The organism is Diaphorobacter ruginosibacter, assembly GCF_014395975.1.
Taxonomy (GTDB): domain Bacteria; phylum Pseudomonadota; class Gammaproteobacteria; order Burkholderiales; family Burkholderiaceae_C; genus Diaphorobacter_A; species Diaphorobacter_A ruginosibacter.
The window spans coordinates 904954-923260 of sequence record NZ_CP060714.1 but is presented as its reverse complement, the minus strand read 5'-3'; the positions used below and the strand labels follow the sequence as shown (position 1 = coordinate 923260).

The window sequence follows — 18307 nt, the reverse complement described above, 5'->3', positions numbered from 1 at the left end:
TCGCTCTCCTTGACTGGCTCGACGGGCTTGGGTGAACAGCGCACTGCCTGCAACATGGCTCATTCCCCCTTGGATGCCTGGAGGAAGCCGAGCACCGACGGGCTCGCCTGCACCGCCGCACGGCGGTGATAGAAGTCGAGCGCACGCAATCCACCGAGCTCGGCGCCACCACCTGCGCGGCCCGGGCCGCCGTGCAGCGACTGCGGCATCACGTTGCCATGGCCGGTGTGGGTCTTCGCGACATCGGGCGTGACCACATGCACTCGGCCATGCGACGCGGACAGATCGAGCGAGGCCGCCGCAAGCGCCTGTGCATCCTCGCCATACAGCGAAGCGACAAGCGAGCCGTGGCCGCGATGCGCAAGTGCCAGGCCATGCGCCAGGTCACGGTAGGGCAGCAAGGTGGCGACCGGGCCGAACACCTCCATGTCATGCACCCGCCCGGAACCGTCCGCATCCCGCGCCCCCAGCAACACGGGCTGCATGCAGGCCGCGATCGCCGGATCGGCATCCACCAGCGCCTGGGTGCGTCCGTCATGCAATAGCTCGGCGACCCGCTCCAGTTCGGCAAGCCCCTGCTGCACCGACGCCAGCTGTGCCCGGCTCACCAGCGATCCCATGCGCACCGATTCATTGCGGGGATTGCCCGTGACGGTCTTCGCCAGTGCTGCTCCGATCGCCTGGGCCACGTCGTCATACAGCGCCTCGGGCACGAGCACGCGGCGGATGGCCGTGCATTTCTGACCTGACTTCACCGTCATTTCACGCACCACCTCGCGCACCAGCAAACGGGTGGCTTCGCCATCCGCGGCATGTCCGGGCAGCAGCAGCGCGCTGTTGACACTGTCGGCCTCGATGTTCGCGCGCACCGCATGCCGCGTGACCGCGTCGCTTGCGCGTATCACCGCGGCAGTATCCGCAGAGCCCGTGAACGACACCACGTCCATGGGCTGCAATTGCTCCACGAGTCCCGCCGCGCTGCCGCAGATCACGGAAAGCGCCCCTGCCGGCAGCACGCCCGCGTCGATCACGTCCCGGACCATGCGCTGCGTGAGCCAGGCGGTAGCGGTCGCCGGCTTGACGATCACCGGAACGCCCGACAGCAGGGCCGGCGCAGCCTTCTCCCACAGGCCCCATGAGGGAAAGTTGAATGCATTGATGAACAGCGCCACGCCCTGCGTGGGCACCTGCACATGCTGCGACCGGAACACCCCGTCCTTGGCAAGCGCTACGGCATCGCCGTCTTGCAGGTGGCGCACCGAGCCTAATGATGCGCCCCAGCGCGCATACTGGCCCAGCGTGTAGATGGCCCCGTCCACGTCGACGGCCGTGTCGTTCTTGACCGTACCGGAGTTGGCGGTGGAAATCTCGTAGTACGCATCGCGGTGCTGCTGCAGCACGGCGGCAATCGCCGCCAGCAGTCCTGCGCGCTCCCCATAGGTCATGCCGCGCAACGCCGCGCCTCCGGTATCGCGGGCAAAGGCGAAGGCGCCCGCCAGATCGATGCCGGAGGCATCCACCCGCACCAGTTCCGTGCCGAGCACCGGGTCGCGCAGCACAGCGCCAGCACCACTTCCTGCCTGCCAGCGTCCACTCACATGGTTGAGCAACAGTTCGCTCATGATGCCCACCCGCCGTCCATGATCCGCCAGAGGGCTGGCCCCGCCTGCGATCCATTCGATGCATTCATAGGATGTCTCCATTGCGCATGTCAGAAACGCCATCGGCATCTTTCACATGCATTATTGTGCGTGTACATGAAAGATAATTAGGATACAATGCAGTGTCAAGCACTATATTGCATAACTCGTACTAACCCTTGGAAGCAAAGCGAACCTGGCGGGTGCGTTCTCACCCCCGGCCGCATCGCGTTGCAAGCCAGTGTTTATGATTCGTGCCTTCTATCAGGAAGTCTTATGGAGCAGATGCAAGCGGAGCACCCAGCGGGTGATGAGGGACCGGACGGTTCATCCGAGGCCGCCGGCAGGAACCAGCTGCTGCACGCCCTGGGCGAGCGCGTGCGCGAGCTGCGGGCGCGACGCGGGCTCACGCGCCGCAGCCTGGCGGTGAGTGCCGAGGTGTCGGAGCGGCATCTTGCCAACCTCGAATACGGCACGGGTAACGTGTCCATCCTGGTGTTGCACCAGATCTCGCAGGCACTGCAGTGCTCCATGGCAGAGCTGCTGGGCGACGTCACCACCTCCAGCGCCGAATGGCTGCTGATTCGCGAGCTCCTGGAACACCGCAATGAAGACGAACTGCGCCGCGTGCGCATGGCCGCCGGCGAGCTCCTGGGCACGGCTCCCAGCGGCGACCGGCATCGGCACTCACGCATTGCGTTGATCGGCCTGCGCGGCGCGGGCAAGTCCACGCTCGCCCGCATGCTGGCCGATGCGCTGGGCGTGACCTTCGTCGAGCTGAACCACGAGATCGAGGCGCTGGCCGGCTGCAGCGTGCGCGAGATCTACGATCTCTATGGCGTGAGCGGATACCGCCGCTACGAACGCCGCGCGCTCGAGGAGACCGTGCAGATCCACACCGACGTGGTGATCGCCACGCCGGGCGGCATCGTCTCCGATCCGGCCACCTTCAACGAACTGCTGTCGCATTGCACCACGGTGTGGCTGCAGGCCCAGCCCGAGGAACACATGGGCCGCGTGATCGCACAGGGCGATACGCGGCCCATGGCGGCGAACCCGGAAGCCATGGACGACCTGCGGCGCATCCTGGACGGTCGCCGCGAGTTCTACTCCAAGGCCGACCATGTGCTCGACACCAGCGGCAGAACACTGGAGCAGAGCCTGGCCCAGCTGAAGGCGCTGGTTGCGCACTGAACTGAACTGCATGCACAACCATTTGACGCGCTTGGCCTACAAGGGGTGCTGCGCCAGCGGCCTAGAGTGGTGACTCATAACCCTTGCCGGGCGCATTGAACGCCATCCACGATCCCGCGATGTGATGCCCGGGCTGTTCCCCACCACAGCAAGGAGCATGCGTCCATGCGCGTCCAACGCCCGTTGCAAACGTCTTTGCAAGCGTCTTCTCCATGTGCCGCTCCCGCCGCGCCACCGGAAGACGCCACACCCGCCCCGCCGGACTCCGCCATCCTCTCGCGCAGGGGATTTCTGCAGGGCCTGACCATCGCAGGCGTCAGTGTCTTCGTGGCGCCGCTGGCCAGCCGGGCCTATGCGACGCTGTTCGAGCAGAAACTGCTCACGCCCGTCGATCGCGCCGTGGGTACCCAAGCCCCCCTGTTCCGACTGGATGGTCACGCCAAGGTCACCGGCAGAAAGATCTTTGCGCGCGACATCCGGGCGCGTGACATGCCGCACTGGCCGCAGACCCAGTCGCATGCGTTCATCGTGCGCGCAACGCTCGCGGACCGGCTGTTCGAGGACATCGATCTCTCCGCGCTGGGCGAGGACCTCAAGCCTGACCGGCTCGTCACCGCCGAGGATCTTGTGAGGGACGGAGTGGCCTTTCCCGCCTTCTATGGCGAGGACGTGCTGCTGCCCAAGGGCAAGACGCCTGCCTACCTCGGCCATGCCGTGGCGTTCCTCATCTACCACGACTTCGCGCGCTTTCACTTCGCGAAGGAACGCCTGCAGGCCACGCCGGATGTGGTGCGCTACGGCAAGGTGACAGGCCCCTTGGACCGCGAACCCTGGGGCGTGTTCCGCTACGTGCGCATGGGCGGAGCGACGCCCTTCGACGATGACGTGTACTCAAGCCTCAAGGACAACACGCTATTTCCCAAGGAACGCAAGCCCATCGTATGGCCGAAGATCGCCGAGGCCGACCTGGTCACGGCAAATGGCCTGCGTGCAGCCGAACAGATCGCCAACGAGCTCGCGACGCCTCCGGCTGATTGGCTTGTGATGAAGCGCCACTACGCCACGCAATCGATCGACACCGCGGCGCTCGAGCCCGACAATGCCAACTGCTGGTATGACCCGGCATCCCAAAGCCTTCACATGGTGATCGCCACGCAGTCGCCGCAAGAGGTGGCCGAGAGCGCTGCGGCCATGGTCAAGGCAAGCCGCTTTCCGCTCAGGAACCTGTTCGTGCATCCTTGCTATACGGTCGGCTACGGCTCCAAGGACCATGCACCCATGCCCTTCATCGGCGCAATGATCGCGCTGTACGCCGACGGCAAGCCTGTGCGCATCGCCAACAACCGCTTCGAGCAGTTCCAGACCTCGCTGAAGCGCCACGCGTTCGAGATCGACTACACCTTCGCGATCAACCGCCAGAACGGCCTGCTGCAGTCCGTAGTCGGCAACATGACGTGCAACGGCGGCGGGCGCGCCAACTTCTCGGCCTCGGTAGCGCTTGTGGGAGCGACGGCAGCGCAGTCGATCTACTATTTCCCCAAGAACGACCTCACCTCGACCGCGCTGTCCTCGCGTGCACTCGATGCCGGCTCGGCGCGCGGCTACGGTACTTTGCAGAGCATGGTGGCCACCGAGCTGATGATGGACGAGATCGCAGGCGAACTGAAACTCGACCCCATCGAGCTGCGGTTGCGCAATCTCCTGCCCTCGGGCGGCAAGAATACGCAAGGGGCGATTGCCGCCGGCGCGATCCGCACGCGCGAGGTGCTGGAGCGGGCGCGCCAGCATCCGATCTGGACCGAGCGCGCCAAGCGCAAGGCCAGCTATGAAGCCGCACATCCGGGCCAGAAATACGGCGTGGGATTCGCATGCGTGCAGAAGGATTTCGGTACCGGTGGCGAAGCCAACTTCTCGCGCGTGGAGTTCACGCCCGAGGGCCGGGTGATCCTCTACATCTCGGGCACCGAGATCGGCACCGGCATGGGCACCTCGCAGGCGCAGCTGTGCGTGCAGTGGTTCGGCAAGCCGGCCGACGAGTTGCACACCTCACGCATCGACTGGCCCGAGCTGCCGCTCAAGGCCGAAGGGGACAATTTCACGATGCCGCAGGCCGACCAGGACCGGCTGATGACCAACCCGCGATGGACTCCCGCATTCTGCTCACCCAGCAGCGCCAGCAACTCGGCCTACTTCTTCAGCCACACCACCGCTGAGACCGCGCGAGTGGTGTTCGAGAACGGCCTGTGGCCCGCCGCCGTGGCGATCTGGAGCAAGGGCCTGGGCGGCGGACAGTTCGCCCCCTATGCCGTGCGCCGCGAGGATGCACGCTGGGTGAACGGGATGCTCACGGCCAACGGCATGGAGCCCCTGTCGCTGCAGGCGCTGGCACGCAAGGCCTACGAGCTGAAGCTTGTGACCGGAGCCGTCGGCCATGCCTTCAATCGCTGGCAGTGGGCGGAGGCGGACTTCGAGATTGCCGGCAAAACGGAGCGCAGGCCGCTCGACGGGCTGTCGATACGCCATGGCAGGCCCGACCAGGTGGCTGGTGCCGCACCGCCCGAGCAACCGCAGCCCGCCGCTGCCGCCGCAACGCCCGTCGAGGATGCGCTTCTCGGCGCGGCCACTGCGGGCGAGTACCAGATGCTGGCTCGCCGGAATCTTTTCTATCCCCCCACGCAGCGCGGCAACGCGGGCGTCACCTACTACAGCGCCAACGGCGCCCTCGCCGAAATCGCGGTGGACACCGATACGGGCGACGTGCTCGTGCTGAACCACCACCACATCATGGAGTGTGGCAAGCCCATCGTGTCCGAGCTCGTGAAAAGCCAGCTCGAGGGCGGCATCGCGATGGGCATAGGGCACGCACTCTACGAAACCATGCCGCTGTACGAAGGCGGCCCGGGCGACGGTGACTGGAACCTCCACCGTTACCACCTGCCGCGCGCCCACGAGGTGGCTGTGTGGAAGCAGACCTCGGAACTGCTGGCCCCGCTCTCGGAGACCGATCCACCCAAGGGCATCGCCGAAGTGGTGATGATTCCGATCGTCGCCGCCATCGTCACCGGCATTCACGAGGCCATCGGCAAGCGCTTCTACGACCTGCCCGTGACACCAGCCAAGATCAAGGAGGCGCTTGCATCATGAGCCCACTCACCACCAAGCCTCTTCAACTGACGATCAACGGCCAGGCGGTCGGCCCGGTCGATGTGCCCGAAGGCCTGCCCATGATTGCCTTCCTCCACGAGTACCAAAACCTCACCGGTTCGCGCCTGGGCTGCGGCATCGGCGAGTGCCGCGCCTGTGTCGTACTGGTTGACGACGAAGCGGGCGGCAGCAAGGAAATGCGCACCTGCATCACCGGCGCGCACTATTTCGCGGGCAAACGGGTGCGCACCATCGAGGGCATTGCGGATGCGGCGCAGGCCGCCGCCGACACCAGCGGTGCTGCGCAGCAGCGCAAGGTGATTGCGTTGGCCCCCGTGCAGCAGAAGTACCTTGAGCACTTCAGCTTCCAGTGCGGCTATTGCACACCCGGCTTCGTGATCGGCGCGACCGCCTTGCTCGAACGCCTTGCCAAGGCGCCGATCGCGAAGTCTGATGTCGAGAAGACGATCTCCGAGTCGCTCGGCACGCATCTGTGTCGTTGCACGGGCTATGTGCGCTATTTCTCCGCCGTGAAGGACGTGATCCTGAACACGCCCGGCTACACCACGAAAGGATGAGCGCCATGAATCCCCACAGCGCCCCATTGGAAAGCCCCCCGCAGCCGCACGCGCAGCAGCCCCGTGCGTCCGCCACGCGCCCCCGCAGGCGCCACCTTCTGCGCAATGCCGCTGTGCTCATCCTCGTTCTGCTGGTCCTGTTCGCGATTGCCGCCATCATGGGGAACCGGCACGTGCTGCCCGATCGCGAGCCGCAGAAAGTCCAGGTAACACCGCAGCAGCTCAAGCAGGGCGAGTACCTTGCACGCATGGGTGATTGCGCGGCCTGCCACAGCAGCGGCAAGGCGCCTGCCTTCGCAGGCGGCACGCCGCTCGAGACCGGCTTCGGTACGGTGTTCGGCACCAACATCACCCCCGATCCCGACCTTGGCATCGGCCGCTGGAGTGCGGATGAGTTCTACAAGGCCGTCACCAACGGTACGGCACCCGGCGGGCGCCAGCTCTATCCTGCCATGCCCTACGCGTCCTACCACCGCATGAAGCGCGAGGACGCCGACCTGATCTACGGCTACCTGATGAACCAGCCCGCGGCTGCCACACCCAACCAGAAGCCGCAGATGCCCTTTCCGTTCAACCTGCGCGTGCTCATGCTCGGCTGGAAGATGCTCTACTTGCGCGGGGATGAACTGCCCACGGCCTCGCAGGGCCAGAGCGCCGAATGGCAGCGTGGCCGCTACCTGGGCAACGTAATGGGCCACTGCGCCGAATGCCATACGCCGCGCAGCGCGCTCGGCGGCATGGAGAAGTCGCACTGGCTTGCCGGCGGCACCCTGGGACTGTTTTCCGCACCCGGCATCACTGCCGGGCAACTGGCCGAGCGCGGCTGGAGCGCCGAGAGCCTGGAGCAGTTCCTGCGGCGCGGCTATTCCGCGTCCGGCAGCGCGTTCGACGAAATGCACCCGGTCATTGCCAACAGCACGCAATACCTGAGCGATGCCGATGCCAGGGCGATGGTCACGTTCCTGCTGGGCGACGCACCGCCGCCGCCGCAACCCGTTGCCCCCATCGACACCACCTCGCTTGCCGCGGGCCGCAGCCACTACATGGCGCTGTGTGCGAGTTGCCACGGATCCGAGGGACTCGGACGCCAACTCACCATGCCCCCGTTGCACGGCAACAGCACGGTGCGCCAGGCAGACGGCCGCAACCTCGTGCTGTCGATTCTGGTCGGCCTGCCCCGACGCACGGGAGAGCAGGCGGGTCCGACCACCCTGCCCGGCATGCCCGGTTTCGCCCACGAGCTCGATGACCAGGCGGTGGCCGACCTTGCCAACTATGTGCGCGGGCAGATGGGCGGACAGCGCGCGGACATCACCGCCGCACGCGCCGCGGAACTACGCGGTGCAGCCAAGAAGGCCGATCGCGCGATCGCGCCCTGAACGGAGGATCACTCCATGGATGAGAGGCTGCGGCATCTCTGGATGCCGCAGCTCGGCAGAACCGGCTCCTGCAGTCAGTATTTACCCTGAAAATGCAAAATACTGCATGTTCCGATGTGCAGTCATTTTCAAAACATGCATAATTGTGCTCATGACATCGAGATAGAAGCACTATCTTTCATCCGAAGAGGACGACATGACACAGCAGCAACCCATCGTCGATTACCGCATCGAGCCGTCGCAGTACCGTCACTGGTCGTTCGACGTGGACGGACAGATCGCGCGCATGCGACTCGACATCGCGGAGGACGGAGGCATCCGTCCCGGCTACAAGCTCAAGCTCAACAGCTACGACCTGGGCGTGGACATCGAGCTTCATGACGCGCTCAACCGGATCCGCTTCGAGCACCCCCAGGTGCGCACGGTGATCGTCACCAGCGGCAAGGACCGCATCTTCTGCTCGGGCGCGAACATCTTCATGCTGGGTGTGTCCTCGCATGCATGGAAGGTGAATTTCTGCAAGTTCACCAACGAGACGCGCAACGGAATCGAGGACAGCTCGCAGCACAGCGGACTCAAGTTCGTGGCGGCCGTGAACGGCGCCTGCGCAGGCGGTGGCTACGAGCTCGCGCTGGCGTGCGACGATATCGTGCTGATCGACGACCGTTCCTCTTCCGTCTCGCTGCCGGAGGTGCCGCTGCTCGGCGTGCTTCCCGGCACCGGCGGCCTCACGCGCGTGACCGACAAGCGCCATGTGCGCAGCGACCTCGCGGACATCTTCTGCACCAGCGTGGAAGGCGTGCGTGGCCAGCGGGCCGTGGACTGGCGCCTGGTCGATGCCATCGCCAAACCCGCACAGTTTGCCGACGTCGTGGCCGAACGCGCGAACCGGCTGGCCGAGGGGAGCCGGCGGCCCGCCCAGGCGCAGGGCATCCGCCTCACCCGCATCGAACGCGAGGAATCCGCCGACAGCCTGCGCTACACCCACGTGCACATCGAGATCGACCGCAGCCGGCGCACGGCCACCTTCACGGTGAAGGCACCGCAGGGCGAGCAGCCCGCCGGCATCGACGCCATCGAGAAGGCCGGCGCCGCATGGTGGCCGCTCGCCATGGGCCGCGAACTCGACGATGCCATCCTGCACCTGCGCACCAACGAGCTCGACATCGGCACCTGGATCTTCAAGACCGAGGGCGATGCGGCCCAGGTGCTCGCGGCGGACGCCGCCATGCTCGCGCACAGGGAGCATTGGCTGGTGCACGAGACCCTCGGCCTGCTGCGCCGCACGTTCGCGCGCATCGACGTGTCCTCGCGCTCGCTGTTCGCACTCGTCGAGCCGGGCTCGTGCTTTGCCGGCATGTTCGCGGAATTCGCCTTGGCCGCAGACCGCTGCTACATGCTGGTGCTGCCCGACGAGCCCGAACGCGAACCCCGGTTGCAGCTGGACGAATTCAACTTCGGCCTTCTGCCGCTCGTGAACGGACAGAGCCGCCTGCAGCGCCGCTTCCACGATGAACCCGGCCCGCTTGAGGCCGTGCGCGCCGCCGTCGGCCAATCCCTGTCCGGAGACGAGGCCGCGAGGATCGGGTTGGTGACCGCCGCGCTGGACGACATCGACTGGGATGACGAAGTCCGCATCGCCATCGAGGAACGCGCCGCCATGTCCTCCGATGCGCTCACGGGCCTCGAGGCGAACCTGCGCTTCAACGGTCGGGAGAACATGCTCACGCGCATCTTCGGACGCCTCTCGGCATGGCAGAACTGGATCTTCATTCGCCCCAACGCAGTGGGCGAAAAAGGCGCGCTCAAGCTCTATGGCTCCGGCCAGAAGGCGGGATTCGACTTCAACCGCGTCTGACCCATCCACAGCAAGCTTCAAAGGAGACACGAGAGATGAGCACGATCGACTACAGCGTCAAGATTCCCAACAACGTGGACCTGAGCGGCGACCGCACGCTGCAGCGCGCCCTGGAGAGCTGGCAGCCCAACTTCATCAAGTGGTGGGACGACGTGGGCCCCGAGGGCTCGACCCATTACGACGTCTACCTGCGCACGGCGGTCAGCGTGGACCCGCAGGGCTGGGCGCAGTTCGGCTACGTGAAGATGCGCGACTACCGCTGGGGCATCTTCCTCAACCCCGCGGAGCAGGATCGCACGATCCATTTCGGGGATCACAAGGGCGAGAAGGCCTGGCAGGAAGTACCCGGGGAGCACCGCGCCAACCTGCGCCGCATCATCGTCACGCAGGGCGACACCGAACCCGCCTCTGTGGAGCAGCAGCGCCACCTCGGCCTGACGGCACCCTCGCTCTATGACCTGCGCAACCTCTTCCAGGTCAACGTCGAGGAAGGCCGCCATCTGTGGGCCATGGTGTACCTGCTGCACAAGTACTTCGGCCGCGATGGCCGCGAGGAAGCCGAGGCGCTGCTCGAGCGCCAGTCGGGCGACGAGAACAATCCGCGCATCCTGGGTGCATTCAACGAGAAGACGCCCGACTGGCTGTCGTTCTTCATGTTCACCTACTTCACCGATCGCGACGGCAAGTTCCAGCTCGCCGCCCTCGCCGAGAGCGCATTCGATCCGCTGGCGCGCACCACCCGGTTCATGCTGACCGAGGAAGCCCACCACATGTTCGTGGGCGAATCGGGCGTCTCGCGCGTGCTGCAGCGCACATGCCAGGTCATGAATGAACTCGGTACCGACGACGTCAACAAGCTGCGTGCCGCGGGCGTGATCGACCTGCCCACCATGCAGCGCTACCTGAACTTCCACTACAGCGTGACCATCGACCTGTTCGGCGCCGACCAGTCGAGCAACGCCGCCACGTTCTACAGCTCCGGCCTCAAGGGCCGCTATGAGGAGGGCAAGCGTGCCGACGACCATGCGCTGCACGACCAGAGCTACAAGGTGCTCGAGGTGGTGGACGGCAAGCTGCAGGAAAAGGATGTGCCGATGCTCAATGCACTCAACGAAGTGCTGCGCGACGACTACATCAAGGACTCCAACGCCGGTGTGGCGCGCTGGAACAAGGTGATGGAAAAGGCCGGCATCGACTTTCGCCTCTCCGTGCCGCACAAGGCCTTCAACCGCCAGATCGGCGCGCTCGCCGGCGTGCGCATGAGCCCTGACGGCCGCCCGGTGACGGAGCAGGAATGGGAGTCGCGCAAGAACGAGTGGCTGCCCACGGACGGAGATCGCAGCTTCGTGGCATCGCTGATGAAGCAGTGCCTCGCACCCGGAAAGTTCGCGGGCTGGATCGCACCGCCGGTCATGGGCATCAACCGCCAGCCAGTGGACTTTGACTATGTGAAGTTCCAGTAATGCATCGATCCGCCTGCCGCTCGCGCCTGCAGCGACTGCGGCAGACCGCCCGAGGCCGAGCCTGCACGACCTGCGTGGAGATCGTCAGCACGTTCTGAGGAGATGACCCCATGACCACCACCACACTGATCGCCAACGGCATCCTCAACCAGCATCTGATCGATCCCGAAATCTGCATCCGCTGCAATACCTGCGAGGCCACCTGTCCCATCGATGCAATCACGCATGACGACACCAACTACGTCGTCATGGCCGACAAGTGCAACGGCTGCATGGATTGCATCTCGCCCTGCCCCACGGGCGCCATCGACAACTGGCGCAAGGTGCCCGCGGCAGAGCCTTACCCCATCGATGCGCAGTATGGATGGGACGAGCTGCCGCCCGCGCTCTCCGCCGAGCAGCTCGCGGCTGCCGCCTCCGACGTGCAGGACCTGAGCCAGGCCCAGGCCGTGATCGCGGCCGCCGCCGAGAGTACAGGCAGTGGCACCGGCAGTAGCACCAGTACCCGCGCCAGCGCAAGCAGCGCATCGAGCGTCGAGCAATCCGTGCAGGAATCGTTTCGTGCAGCCTCGTTCGGCGCCACGGTTCCCCCCTGGTCCGCAGCGCATGCCTACACCAACCTGCATGGTCCGAAGAACCCGGTCACCGCCACGGTGGTCGGCAACATCAACTGCACGGAGGCGGGTTTCGACAACGAGACGCACCACATCGTGCTGGACTTTGGCTCCATGCCTTTCCCCGTGCTCGAAGGCCAATCGGTCGGCATCATCCCCCCGGGAACGGATGCCACCGGCCGGCCGCATGTGGCACGGCAATACTCCATCGCAAGCGCGCGCAATGGCGAGCGCCCCGGCTACAACAATGCCGCACTCACGGTGAAGCGCGTGACGGCCGACCATGAAGGCAGGCCGGTTCGCGGCGTGGCCAGCAACTACCTGTGCGACCTGAAGGTGGGCGACACGGTGCAGGTGATCGGTCCGTTCGGGCACTCGTTCCTGATGCCCAACCACCCGCGCTCGCACATCGTGATGATCTGCACCGGCACGGGCAGCGCCCCCATGCGCGCGATGACCGAGTGGCGCCGCAGGCTGCGCAAGAGCGGCAAATTCGATGGTGGCAAGCTCATGCTGTTCTTCGGTGCGCGCACGCCGCAGGAGTTGCCCTACTTCGGTCCGCTGCAGAGCCTGCCCAAGGATTTCATCGACAACAACTTCGCGTTCTCGCGCGTGCCCGGCCAGCCCAGACGCTATGTGCAGGATGCCATGCGCGAGCGCGCGGCGGACCTCGCGGCACTGCTGCGCGACGAGAACACCCACATCTTCGTCTGCGGCCTCAAGAGCATGGAGGAAGGCGTGGTGCTGGCGCTGCGCGACGTGATCGTGCAGGCCGGCATGGACTGGGACGGGGTGGCGGCCCGCCTGAAGCAGCAAGGCCGCCTGCATCTGGAAACCTACTGAGCGGCTCCGCCGACACCCTCCGCCGGCATCGTCAGCGCCGCTGCCCCGCCAGCCGCCGCACGACACGCACCAAGTCGTCGATTTCCTCGAAGGTGTTGTAGAACGCGAGCGAAGGCCGCACCGTCGTCTCCACGCCGAAGCGCCGCAGGATCGGCTGCGCGCAATGGTGGCCGGTGCGCACCGCGATGCCTTCGGCATTGAGCGCCTTGCCCACCTCATCGGTGGTATAGCCCTCGAGCGTGAACGACAGCACGCTGGCCTTGCCCGGCACCGTACCGATCAGCCTCAGCCCCGGTATCTGTCCCAGTTGCTGCATGCCGTAGTCCACGAGGGCATGCTCGTAGCGGCTGATGTTCTCGATACCGAGCCGCTCCACATATTCCAGCGCGGCGCCCAGCCCCACCGCGTCGGCGATGTTGCCCGTGCCGGCCTCGAAGGTGTTGGGCAGCGGCTGGAACACCGTCTTCTCGAAAGTCACGTCGGCAATCATGTTGCCCCCGCCCTGCCATGGCGGCATGTCCTCGAGCACCGAGCGGCGTCCCCAGAGCACGCCAATACCCGTGGGCGCGAAGATCTTGTGGCCCGAGAAGACGAAGAAGTCCGCGCCGATGTCCTGCACATCCACCGGCGTGTGCGCGATCGACTGCGCGCCATCGACCAGCGTGACGATGCCATGCTGCCTTGCGATCTGCACCACCTCCTTCACGGGCACCACCGTACCGAGCGTGTTCGACACATGCCCGATGGCGACGATCTTCGTGCGGTCATTGATGAGCTTGCGGTACTCGCCGAGCAGGATCTGCCCCTCGTCATCCACCGGAATCACGCGCAGCTTGGCGCCCCTGGCCTCGGCAAGCTGTTGCCACGGCACGATGTTGGCATGGTGTTCCAGGTGCGAGACGATGATCTCGTCGCCTTCGCCCACATGCTTGCCGCCCCAGCTCTTGGCCACCAGATTGATGGCCTCGGTCGTACCGCGCACGAAGATCACCTCGTTCACGTCGGGCGCGTTGATGAACCGGCGCACCACCTCGCGCGCATGCTCGTAGGCATCCGTCGCGCGCGCCGCCAGAACGTGTGCCGCGCGATGGATGTTCGAGTTCTCATGCTCGTAGAAATACTTGATGCGCTCGATCACCTGGCGCGGCTTGTGGGTCGTGGCCGCGTTGTCGAGCCAGATGAGCTGCTTGCCATGGATGCGCTCCGAGAGAATCGGGAAATCGCGCCGCACGGCATGCACGTCAAAGCCCGGATGGCGGTCCTGCTGAGCCGGCAGCTGCTGCGCATGCGCGCCCAGCGGGTGGTCCTTGGGTGGCGTGACAAAGCCGCTCGGCAGGCGCACCGCGTCCACGAAATAGAACTGCGGGGCTGTGCTCGCATGGGCTGCAGGATCTGCAAAGGCCGCCGCCGGCGCAGCACTGGCGACCGGAGCCGCCGCCGTCAGCCCCGACAGGCGCGGCTCATAGCCCGGCAATGCCGCAAACGCAAGATCCGGAACACCGTTGCCCGCCTGCGCCTTCGGCAACCCGGCCGGAGCGCGATGGCCCAGCGTCAGCACCTGGGCGGGGTTGCTGGGCAGCAGATTGCTGCCCGGGACCTGGCCCAGCGGAATCGGCGTGCCCGGCACATTGGGTGAAAAACCTGCAGCGCTTGCAAGCGGCGATCCTGCGGGAGCGGGATTGTGCGGCGGCTGCACGCCGACAGGGCGCTGCGCCAGTGCGGGTGCATCCGCCCTGTCACGGAAAATCGCAGTCGCCAGCTGCGCGAGCAACTGCGTGTCTAGCGGGCTCTGCGGCTCGTGACCGAGCGCAGGCAGTGAGGTGCTGGACGTCAAAGCGCTTCCTTTCGTCGTGGCTTACTTGTAGGTGTCGAGCACGGAGTAGTCGTGATAGCGCGTGATCTCCACATCGTCGAGTACCGCGATCGCGTCGGGTGTGAGCACCGCCAGCGAGCAATACAACGAGATCAGGTACGACGCGATCGCATGGTTGTTGATGCCCATGAAGCGCACCGACAGGCCCGGACTCTGCTCGCCCGGCAGGCCCGGCTGGAACAGACCCACGACGCCCTGGCGACGATCGCCCACGCGCAGCAGCAGGATCTTGGACTTGCCGTCGGCCACGGGCACCTTGTCCGAGGGAATCAATGGAACGCCGCGCCACGTGATGAACTGCGAACCGAACAGGCTCACCGTGGGCGGAGGCGTTCCGCGACGCGTGGCCTCGCGGCCGAACGCGGCGATCGTCAGCGGATGCGCCAGGAAGAAGGCGGGCTCCTTCCACACCTTGGTGAGCAACTCATCGAGGTCGTCCGGCGTGGGCGCACCGGTCAGCGGAAAGATGCGCTGCTCGTCGGTGACCTGTGCGAGCAGGCCGTACTCCGGGTTGTTGATGAGTTCGCTTTCCTGGTTCTCCTTGATGGTCTCGATGGTCAGGCGCAACTGTTCCTTGATCTGGTCGTGCGGGCTGCTGTAGAGATCGGAGATGCGCGTGTGCACGTCGAGAACGGTGGAGACCGCATTCAGGAAGTACTCCCGCGGCTTCTCTTCGTAGTCGACGAAGGTACGCGGCAACTGGTTCTCATGCTCCTTGGCCGTGCAGGTGACCTTGATGGCCTCCGGATTCTTCACCTGGTTGACGCGGTAGATGCCCGCCTCCACCGGTACCCATTGCAGCAGATGCGTGAGCCAGCGCGGGCTGATGGTGGCCAGTTGGGGTGCGGTCTTGGTGGCATTGGCCAGCTGGCGCGCTGCGTTGTCGCCCAGCGCGGTGGTACCGCCTACGGTTGCATTCATGGATCAGGACTCCTGGAAAATTCGCTGTGAAGAAGAACGAAAGAAAGAAGAAGAAGAAGAAGAAGAAGAAAAGAAGGGCGATCGAGGAAGGAAGGGAGAAAAGAGAAGGGCAAAGAAGCGGATGACGCCTAAGCCATGCCCTGCAGTGTTGATGGCGCCGCTCGCGCACTCAACAGGCCATAGCCGTCAAGCGCAGGTGCTGCGTGCTGCGAAGCACCGCGATCTGCTCTGCGCGTGCCAGCAGTTCGGCAGCCCCCACCCCGAGCGCACCCGAGAGCTTGTGCAGCGTGACGAGCGACGGCGTGACGAGGCCGCGTTCCACCTCGCCCACATAGGTGCGATGCAGGTTGGACTGCTCGGCCAGGAGTTCCTGCGACCATCCGCGCGACTCGCGCAGCTGCCGCACGGCAATACCGAAGTCATGGACAAGGCTGTGCTGTGTCATGGCATGCCTCTCATGCTGTTGCGCGGGCTTCATCCGCCGGTGCCTGCACCGCTACGGAGGGCGCTGCGTCGGTGTCCCTTTGCAACCGTGCCTGCGTCACGTTCGCGCCTGCCGGCACGTCGTCGGTGATCCAGACATTGCCGCCGATCACGGCGCCCCGGCCTATGGTCACCCGGCCCAGGATGGTGGCCCCGGCATAGATCACCACGTCGTCCTGGACGATGGGATGGCGCGCCCACCCCTTCTGCAAGTGGCCCTGGGCGTCCTTGGGAAAACGCTTGGCACCCAGCGTCACCGCCTGGTAGATGCGCACGTTGCTGCCGATCTGCGCGGTCTCGCCGATCACCACGCCGGTGCCGTGATCGATGAAGCAGCCCGGTCCTATCTGCGCGCCCGGATGGATGTCGATTCCCGTCTGGCTGTGCGCAAGCTCCGATACGATGCGCGCCAGAAGCGGCAGTTGCAATCGATACAGTGTGTGCGCCAAGCGATGGTGGATCAGTGCCAGCACCCCCGGATAGCTCAGCACTACCTCGTCCACGCTGCGCGCCGCCGGATCGCCCTGGAAAGCAGCCAGCACGTCGGTGTCGAGCAGCTGGCGCAACTGGGGAAGACTGTGCGCGAAGGCATGAATCGCATTCAGCGCCTGCGCATCGATGTCGCTTTCGGAGACGGCTCCGCCACGTTGGCGGTAGTGCAGCTCGATGCGCGCCTGGGCCTGCAGGACATGCAGTGCGGCATCCAGCGTGTGGCCCACGTAGAAATCCTCGCTTGCATGCCGCAACTCGGGCGGGCCGAGGCGCAACGGGAACAGCACGCCCTTGAGCGCCTCCACGGCCCCCGTGACGGCATCGCGCGACGGAAATTCGCGGAATTCGGTATCGGTGCGGTTCTGCTTCTCACGCCATTGGTCACGCACCACACGCAGTTGCCGGACGATTTCCGGAATGTCGAAGGAACTCATGGCGTCAGTCCTGCACCCAGGGCAGGCCGTGGAAGCGCCAGCCGTTGAAATGTCCGCGCTGCTGCCCGGCATCGAGGTCGCCCTCGAACCCTTCGCTCACGTTGAAAACCCATTCGATCCCGGCCTTCGCAGCCTCCTGTGCCGCGAGAGCGGAGCGTTTGCCGCTGCGGCACAGCAGCAGGATCACGGGTGGCCGGTCACCACTCTCCGGCAGCCTGGCGACCAGGGCCGCGAGCTCGCGCGCAAAGCGCGGATTGCGGTTGAGCGCCGTGCCACTGGCCCATGCGACATGCTGGCTGCCCGGCACATGGCCGACAAACTTGCGCTCCTCCGCCGAGCGCACGTCGACGAGCGTGGCCTGCCCGCTTTCCACCAGATCCCACGCCTGCGCCGGCGTGACGCTTCCGGCAAAGGGCAAATCCTGCTCCTGCGCGATGGCGATCGCCTGCCGCAGGGCCGGCGCCAAGGTCGCATCCAATTCCAGTTCTACAGTGCTCATGTCCGCTCACCTCATCAATCGTCGTGAGAGCCATCGGGTGATGGCGATCGACTTCAATGTAGGCCGGCGTTCAAATCACAACAAAGAATAAAAAAAGATGTTGTCGGTTGGAAATTGCATAAAGCGTGCAACCAAGAAACCAGGCAACCAGCTTCGACAAGTGCATCACGCGCTGCCAGGGAATGACGCTTTCAGAACGACCGCCTTCGCAATCAGCACCTCCAAACGAAGACTCTCACCCGAAGCGCCACAAATGAGTTCGTCACGCACCCCCATCCACCCCGGTATTCCGCAAAAAAATTGAAAGCCCGAGCTTCTGGTCAGCTGTTCAGGAGGCGCGAGGATTTGGGCACGTGGGCCATCAGAAACTCCATCTGGTCCGCCAGGATACGGCGGTTGCGCAGTATGAAGTCCTCCCACAGGCTCGGCACGTAGGGCGTATAGAGCAGCGGCATGTGCGCCTGCTCGGGCGTGCGCGGCCCCTTGCGATGGTTGCACGGGCGGCAGGCGGTGACCACGTTCATCCAGTGGTCCTGGCCGTTGCGCGCGAACGGCACGATGTGTTCGCGCGTGAGATCGTCCTCGTGGAAATGGCCTCCGCAGTAGGCGCAGACGTTGCGATCGCGGATGAAGAGCTTGCTGTTGGAAAGCGTGGGCTTGAGCTCGAAGGGATCGATGGCGGGAACGCCCTTGGTGCCGATGATGCTGCTGACCGCGATCTGCGACTGTGCGCCCGTGACCGCGTTGTGGCCGCCACGGAACAGCGCGACCTGCGCGCCGAGCTCCCAGCGCACCTCACCGGCCGCATAGTGGGTCACCGCCTGTTCCAGCGAGATCCACGATTGCGGCAAACCTTGGGCCGACAGCTTCAACACCTTCACCGCACGCCTCC

At 65.3% G+C, this 18307-nt stretch carries 14 protein-coding genes; 7 read left to right on the top strand and 7 right to left on the bottom strand.

Annotated features, from left to right (window positions below; all coding sequences use genetic code 11):
* Positions 1–59: 59 nt before the first annotated feature.
* Complete coding sequence (locus H9K76_RS04155; protein ID WP_187600447.1) at positions 60–1622, bottom strand: 3,4-dehydroadipyl-CoA semialdehyde dehydrogenase; 1563 nt, start codon at positions 1620–1622, stop codon at positions 60–62.
* Between the two features lie 303 nt (positions 1623–1925).
* Between H9K76_RS04155 and H9K76_RS04150 the strand changes: the two genes are divergently transcribed.
* From H9K76_RS04150 to boxA, 7 genes are all read left to right on the top strand, one after another.
* Entirely contained in the window at positions 1926–2834 is a 909-nt protein-coding gene (locus tag H9K76_RS04150) for a helix-turn-helix transcriptional regulator (protein ID WP_187600446.1), read from the top strand.
* A gap of 165 nt (positions 2835–2999) precedes the next feature.
* Complete coding sequence (locus H9K76_RS04145) at positions 3000–5978, top strand: xanthine dehydrogenase family protein molybdopterin-binding subunit (protein ID WP_187598313.1); 2979 nt, start codon at positions 3000–3002, stop codon at positions 5976–5978.
* Positions 5975–6556, top strand: a complete 582-nt coding sequence (locus H9K76_RS04140) for a (2Fe-2S)-binding protein (protein WP_187598312.1) — start codon at positions 5975–5977, stop codon at positions 6554–6556. Before H9K76_RS04145 ends, H9K76_RS04140 begins: the two co-directional genes overlap by 4 nt.
* A gap of 5 nt (positions 6557–6561) precedes the next feature.
* Positions 6562–7935, top strand: a complete 1374-nt coding sequence (locus tag H9K76_RS04135; RefSeq protein WP_246475298.1) for a c-type cytochrome — start codon at positions 6562–6564, stop codon at positions 7933–7935.
* Between the two features lie 196 nt (positions 7936–8131).
* Positions 8132–9793 (top strand): 2,3-epoxybenzoyl-CoA dihydrolase, encoded by a 1662-nt coding sequence (gene boxC, locus H9K76_RS04130; protein ID WP_187598310.1) that lies wholly within the window; start codon positions 8132–8134, stop codon positions 9791–9793.
* A 35-nt stretch (positions 9794–9828) separates the two neighbouring features.
* The gene (gene boxB, locus H9K76_RS04125; RefSeq protein ID WP_187598309.1) at positions 9829–11256 is read left to right on the top strand and encodes a benzoyl-CoA 2,3-epoxidase subunit BoxB; all 1428 of its coding nucleotides are present in this window, start codon (positions 9829–9831) and stop codon (positions 11254–11256) included.
* 110 nt (positions 11257–11366) lie between these two features.
* Positions 11367–12713: a benzoyl-CoA 2,3-epoxidase subunit BoxA gene (gene boxA / locus H9K76_RS04120; protein ID WP_187598308.1), complete on the top strand. Its 1347-nt coding sequence runs from the start codon at positions 11367–11369 to the stop codon at positions 12711–12713.
* Between the two features lie 31 nt (positions 12714–12744).
* Here boxA and H9K76_RS04115 read toward each other — a convergent pair whose 3' ends face one another.
* The 6 genes from H9K76_RS04115 to H9K76_RS04090 form a co-directional block, all read right to left on the bottom strand.
* Positions 12745–14547, bottom strand: a complete 1803-nt coding sequence (locus H9K76_RS04115) for a family 2A encapsulin nanocompartment cargo protein cysteine desulfurase (RefSeq protein ID WP_187598307.1) — start codon at positions 14545–14547, stop codon at positions 12745–12747.
* Positions 14548–14568: 21 nt separating this feature from the next.
* The gene (locus tag H9K76_RS04110; RefSeq protein WP_187598306.1) at positions 14569–15507 is read right to left on the bottom strand and encodes a family 2A encapsulin nanocompartment shell protein; all 939 of its coding nucleotides are present in this window, start codon (positions 15505–15507) and stop codon (positions 14569–14571) included.
* A 169-nt stretch (positions 15508–15676) separates the two neighbouring features.
* Positions 15677–15952 (bottom strand): helix-turn-helix domain-containing protein, encoded by a 276-nt coding sequence (locus H9K76_RS04105; protein ID WP_187598305.1) that lies wholly within the window; start codon positions 15950–15952, stop codon positions 15677–15679.
* A 10-nt stretch (positions 15953–15962) separates the two neighbouring features.
* A complete protein-coding gene (epsC, locus tag H9K76_RS04100) occupies positions 15963–16916 on the bottom strand; it encodes a serine O-acetyltransferase EpsC (protein ID WP_187598304.1) in 954 nt (317 codons plus the stop codon).
* 4 nt (positions 16917–16920) lie between these two features.
* On the bottom strand, positions 16921–17415 hold the full coding sequence (locus tag H9K76_RS04095) for a rhodanese-like domain-containing protein (RefSeq protein WP_187598303.1): 495 nt from the start codon (positions 17413–17415) through the stop codon (positions 16921–16923).
* A 320-nt stretch (positions 17416–17735) separates the two neighbouring features.
* The gene (locus H9K76_RS04090) at positions 17736–18296 is read right to left on the bottom strand and encodes an HNH endonuclease (protein ID WP_187598302.1); all 561 of its coding nucleotides are present in this window, start codon (positions 18294–18296) and stop codon (positions 17736–17738) included.
* Between the last annotated feature and the right edge of the window lie 11 nt (positions 18297–18307).

What these genes read in the sequence shown, in the direction of transcription:
- H9K76_RS04150 (WP_187600446.1), top strand. Translation starts at nt 1,926, where the DNA reads ATGCAAGCGGAGCACCCAGCGGGTGATGAGGGACCGGACGGTTCATCC.
- boxA (WP_187598308.1), top strand. Translation starts at nt 11,367, where the DNA reads ATGACCACCACCACACTGATCGCCAACGGCATCCTCAACCAGCATCTG.
- boxB (WP_187598309.1), top strand. Translation starts at nt 9,829, where the DNA reads ATGAGCACGATCGACTACAGCGTCAAGATTCCCAACAACGTGGACCTG.
- H9K76_RS04105 (WP_187598305.1), bottom strand. Translation starts at nt 15,952, where the DNA reads ATGACACAGCACAGCCTTGTCCATGACTTCGGTATTGCCGTGCGGCAG.
- H9K76_RS04140 (WP_187598312.1), top strand. Translation starts at nt 5,975, where the DNA reads ATGAGCCCACTCACCACCAAGCCTCTTCAACTGACGATCAACGGCCAG.
- boxC (WP_187598310.1), top strand. Translation starts at nt 8,132, where the DNA reads ATGACACAGCAGCAACCCATCGTCGATTACCGCATCGAGCCGTCGCAG.
- H9K76_RS04155 (WP_187600447.1), bottom strand. Translation starts at nt 1,622, where the DNA reads ATGAGCGAACTGTTGCTCAACCATGTGAGTGGACGCTGGCAGGCAGGA.
- H9K76_RS04135 (WP_246475298.1), top strand. Translation starts at nt 6,562, where the DNA reads ATGAATCCCCACAGCGCCCCATTGGAAAGCCCCCCGCAGCCGCACGCG.
- epsC (WP_187598304.1), bottom strand. Translation starts at nt 16,916, where the DNA reads ATGAGTTCCTTCGACATTCCGGAAATCGTCCGGCAACTGCGTGTGGTG.
- H9K76_RS04110 (WP_187598306.1), bottom strand. Translation starts at nt 15,507, where the DNA reads ATGAATGCAACCGTAGGCGGTACCACCGCGCTGGGCGACAACGCAGCG.
- H9K76_RS04095 (WP_187598303.1), bottom strand. Translation starts at nt 17,415, where the DNA reads ATGAGCACTGTAGAACTGGAATTGGATGCGACCTTGGCGCCGGCCCTG.
- H9K76_RS04145 (WP_187598313.1), top strand. Translation starts at nt 3,000, where the DNA reads ATGCGCGTCCAACGCCCGTTGCAAACGTCTTTGCAAGCGTCTTCTCCA.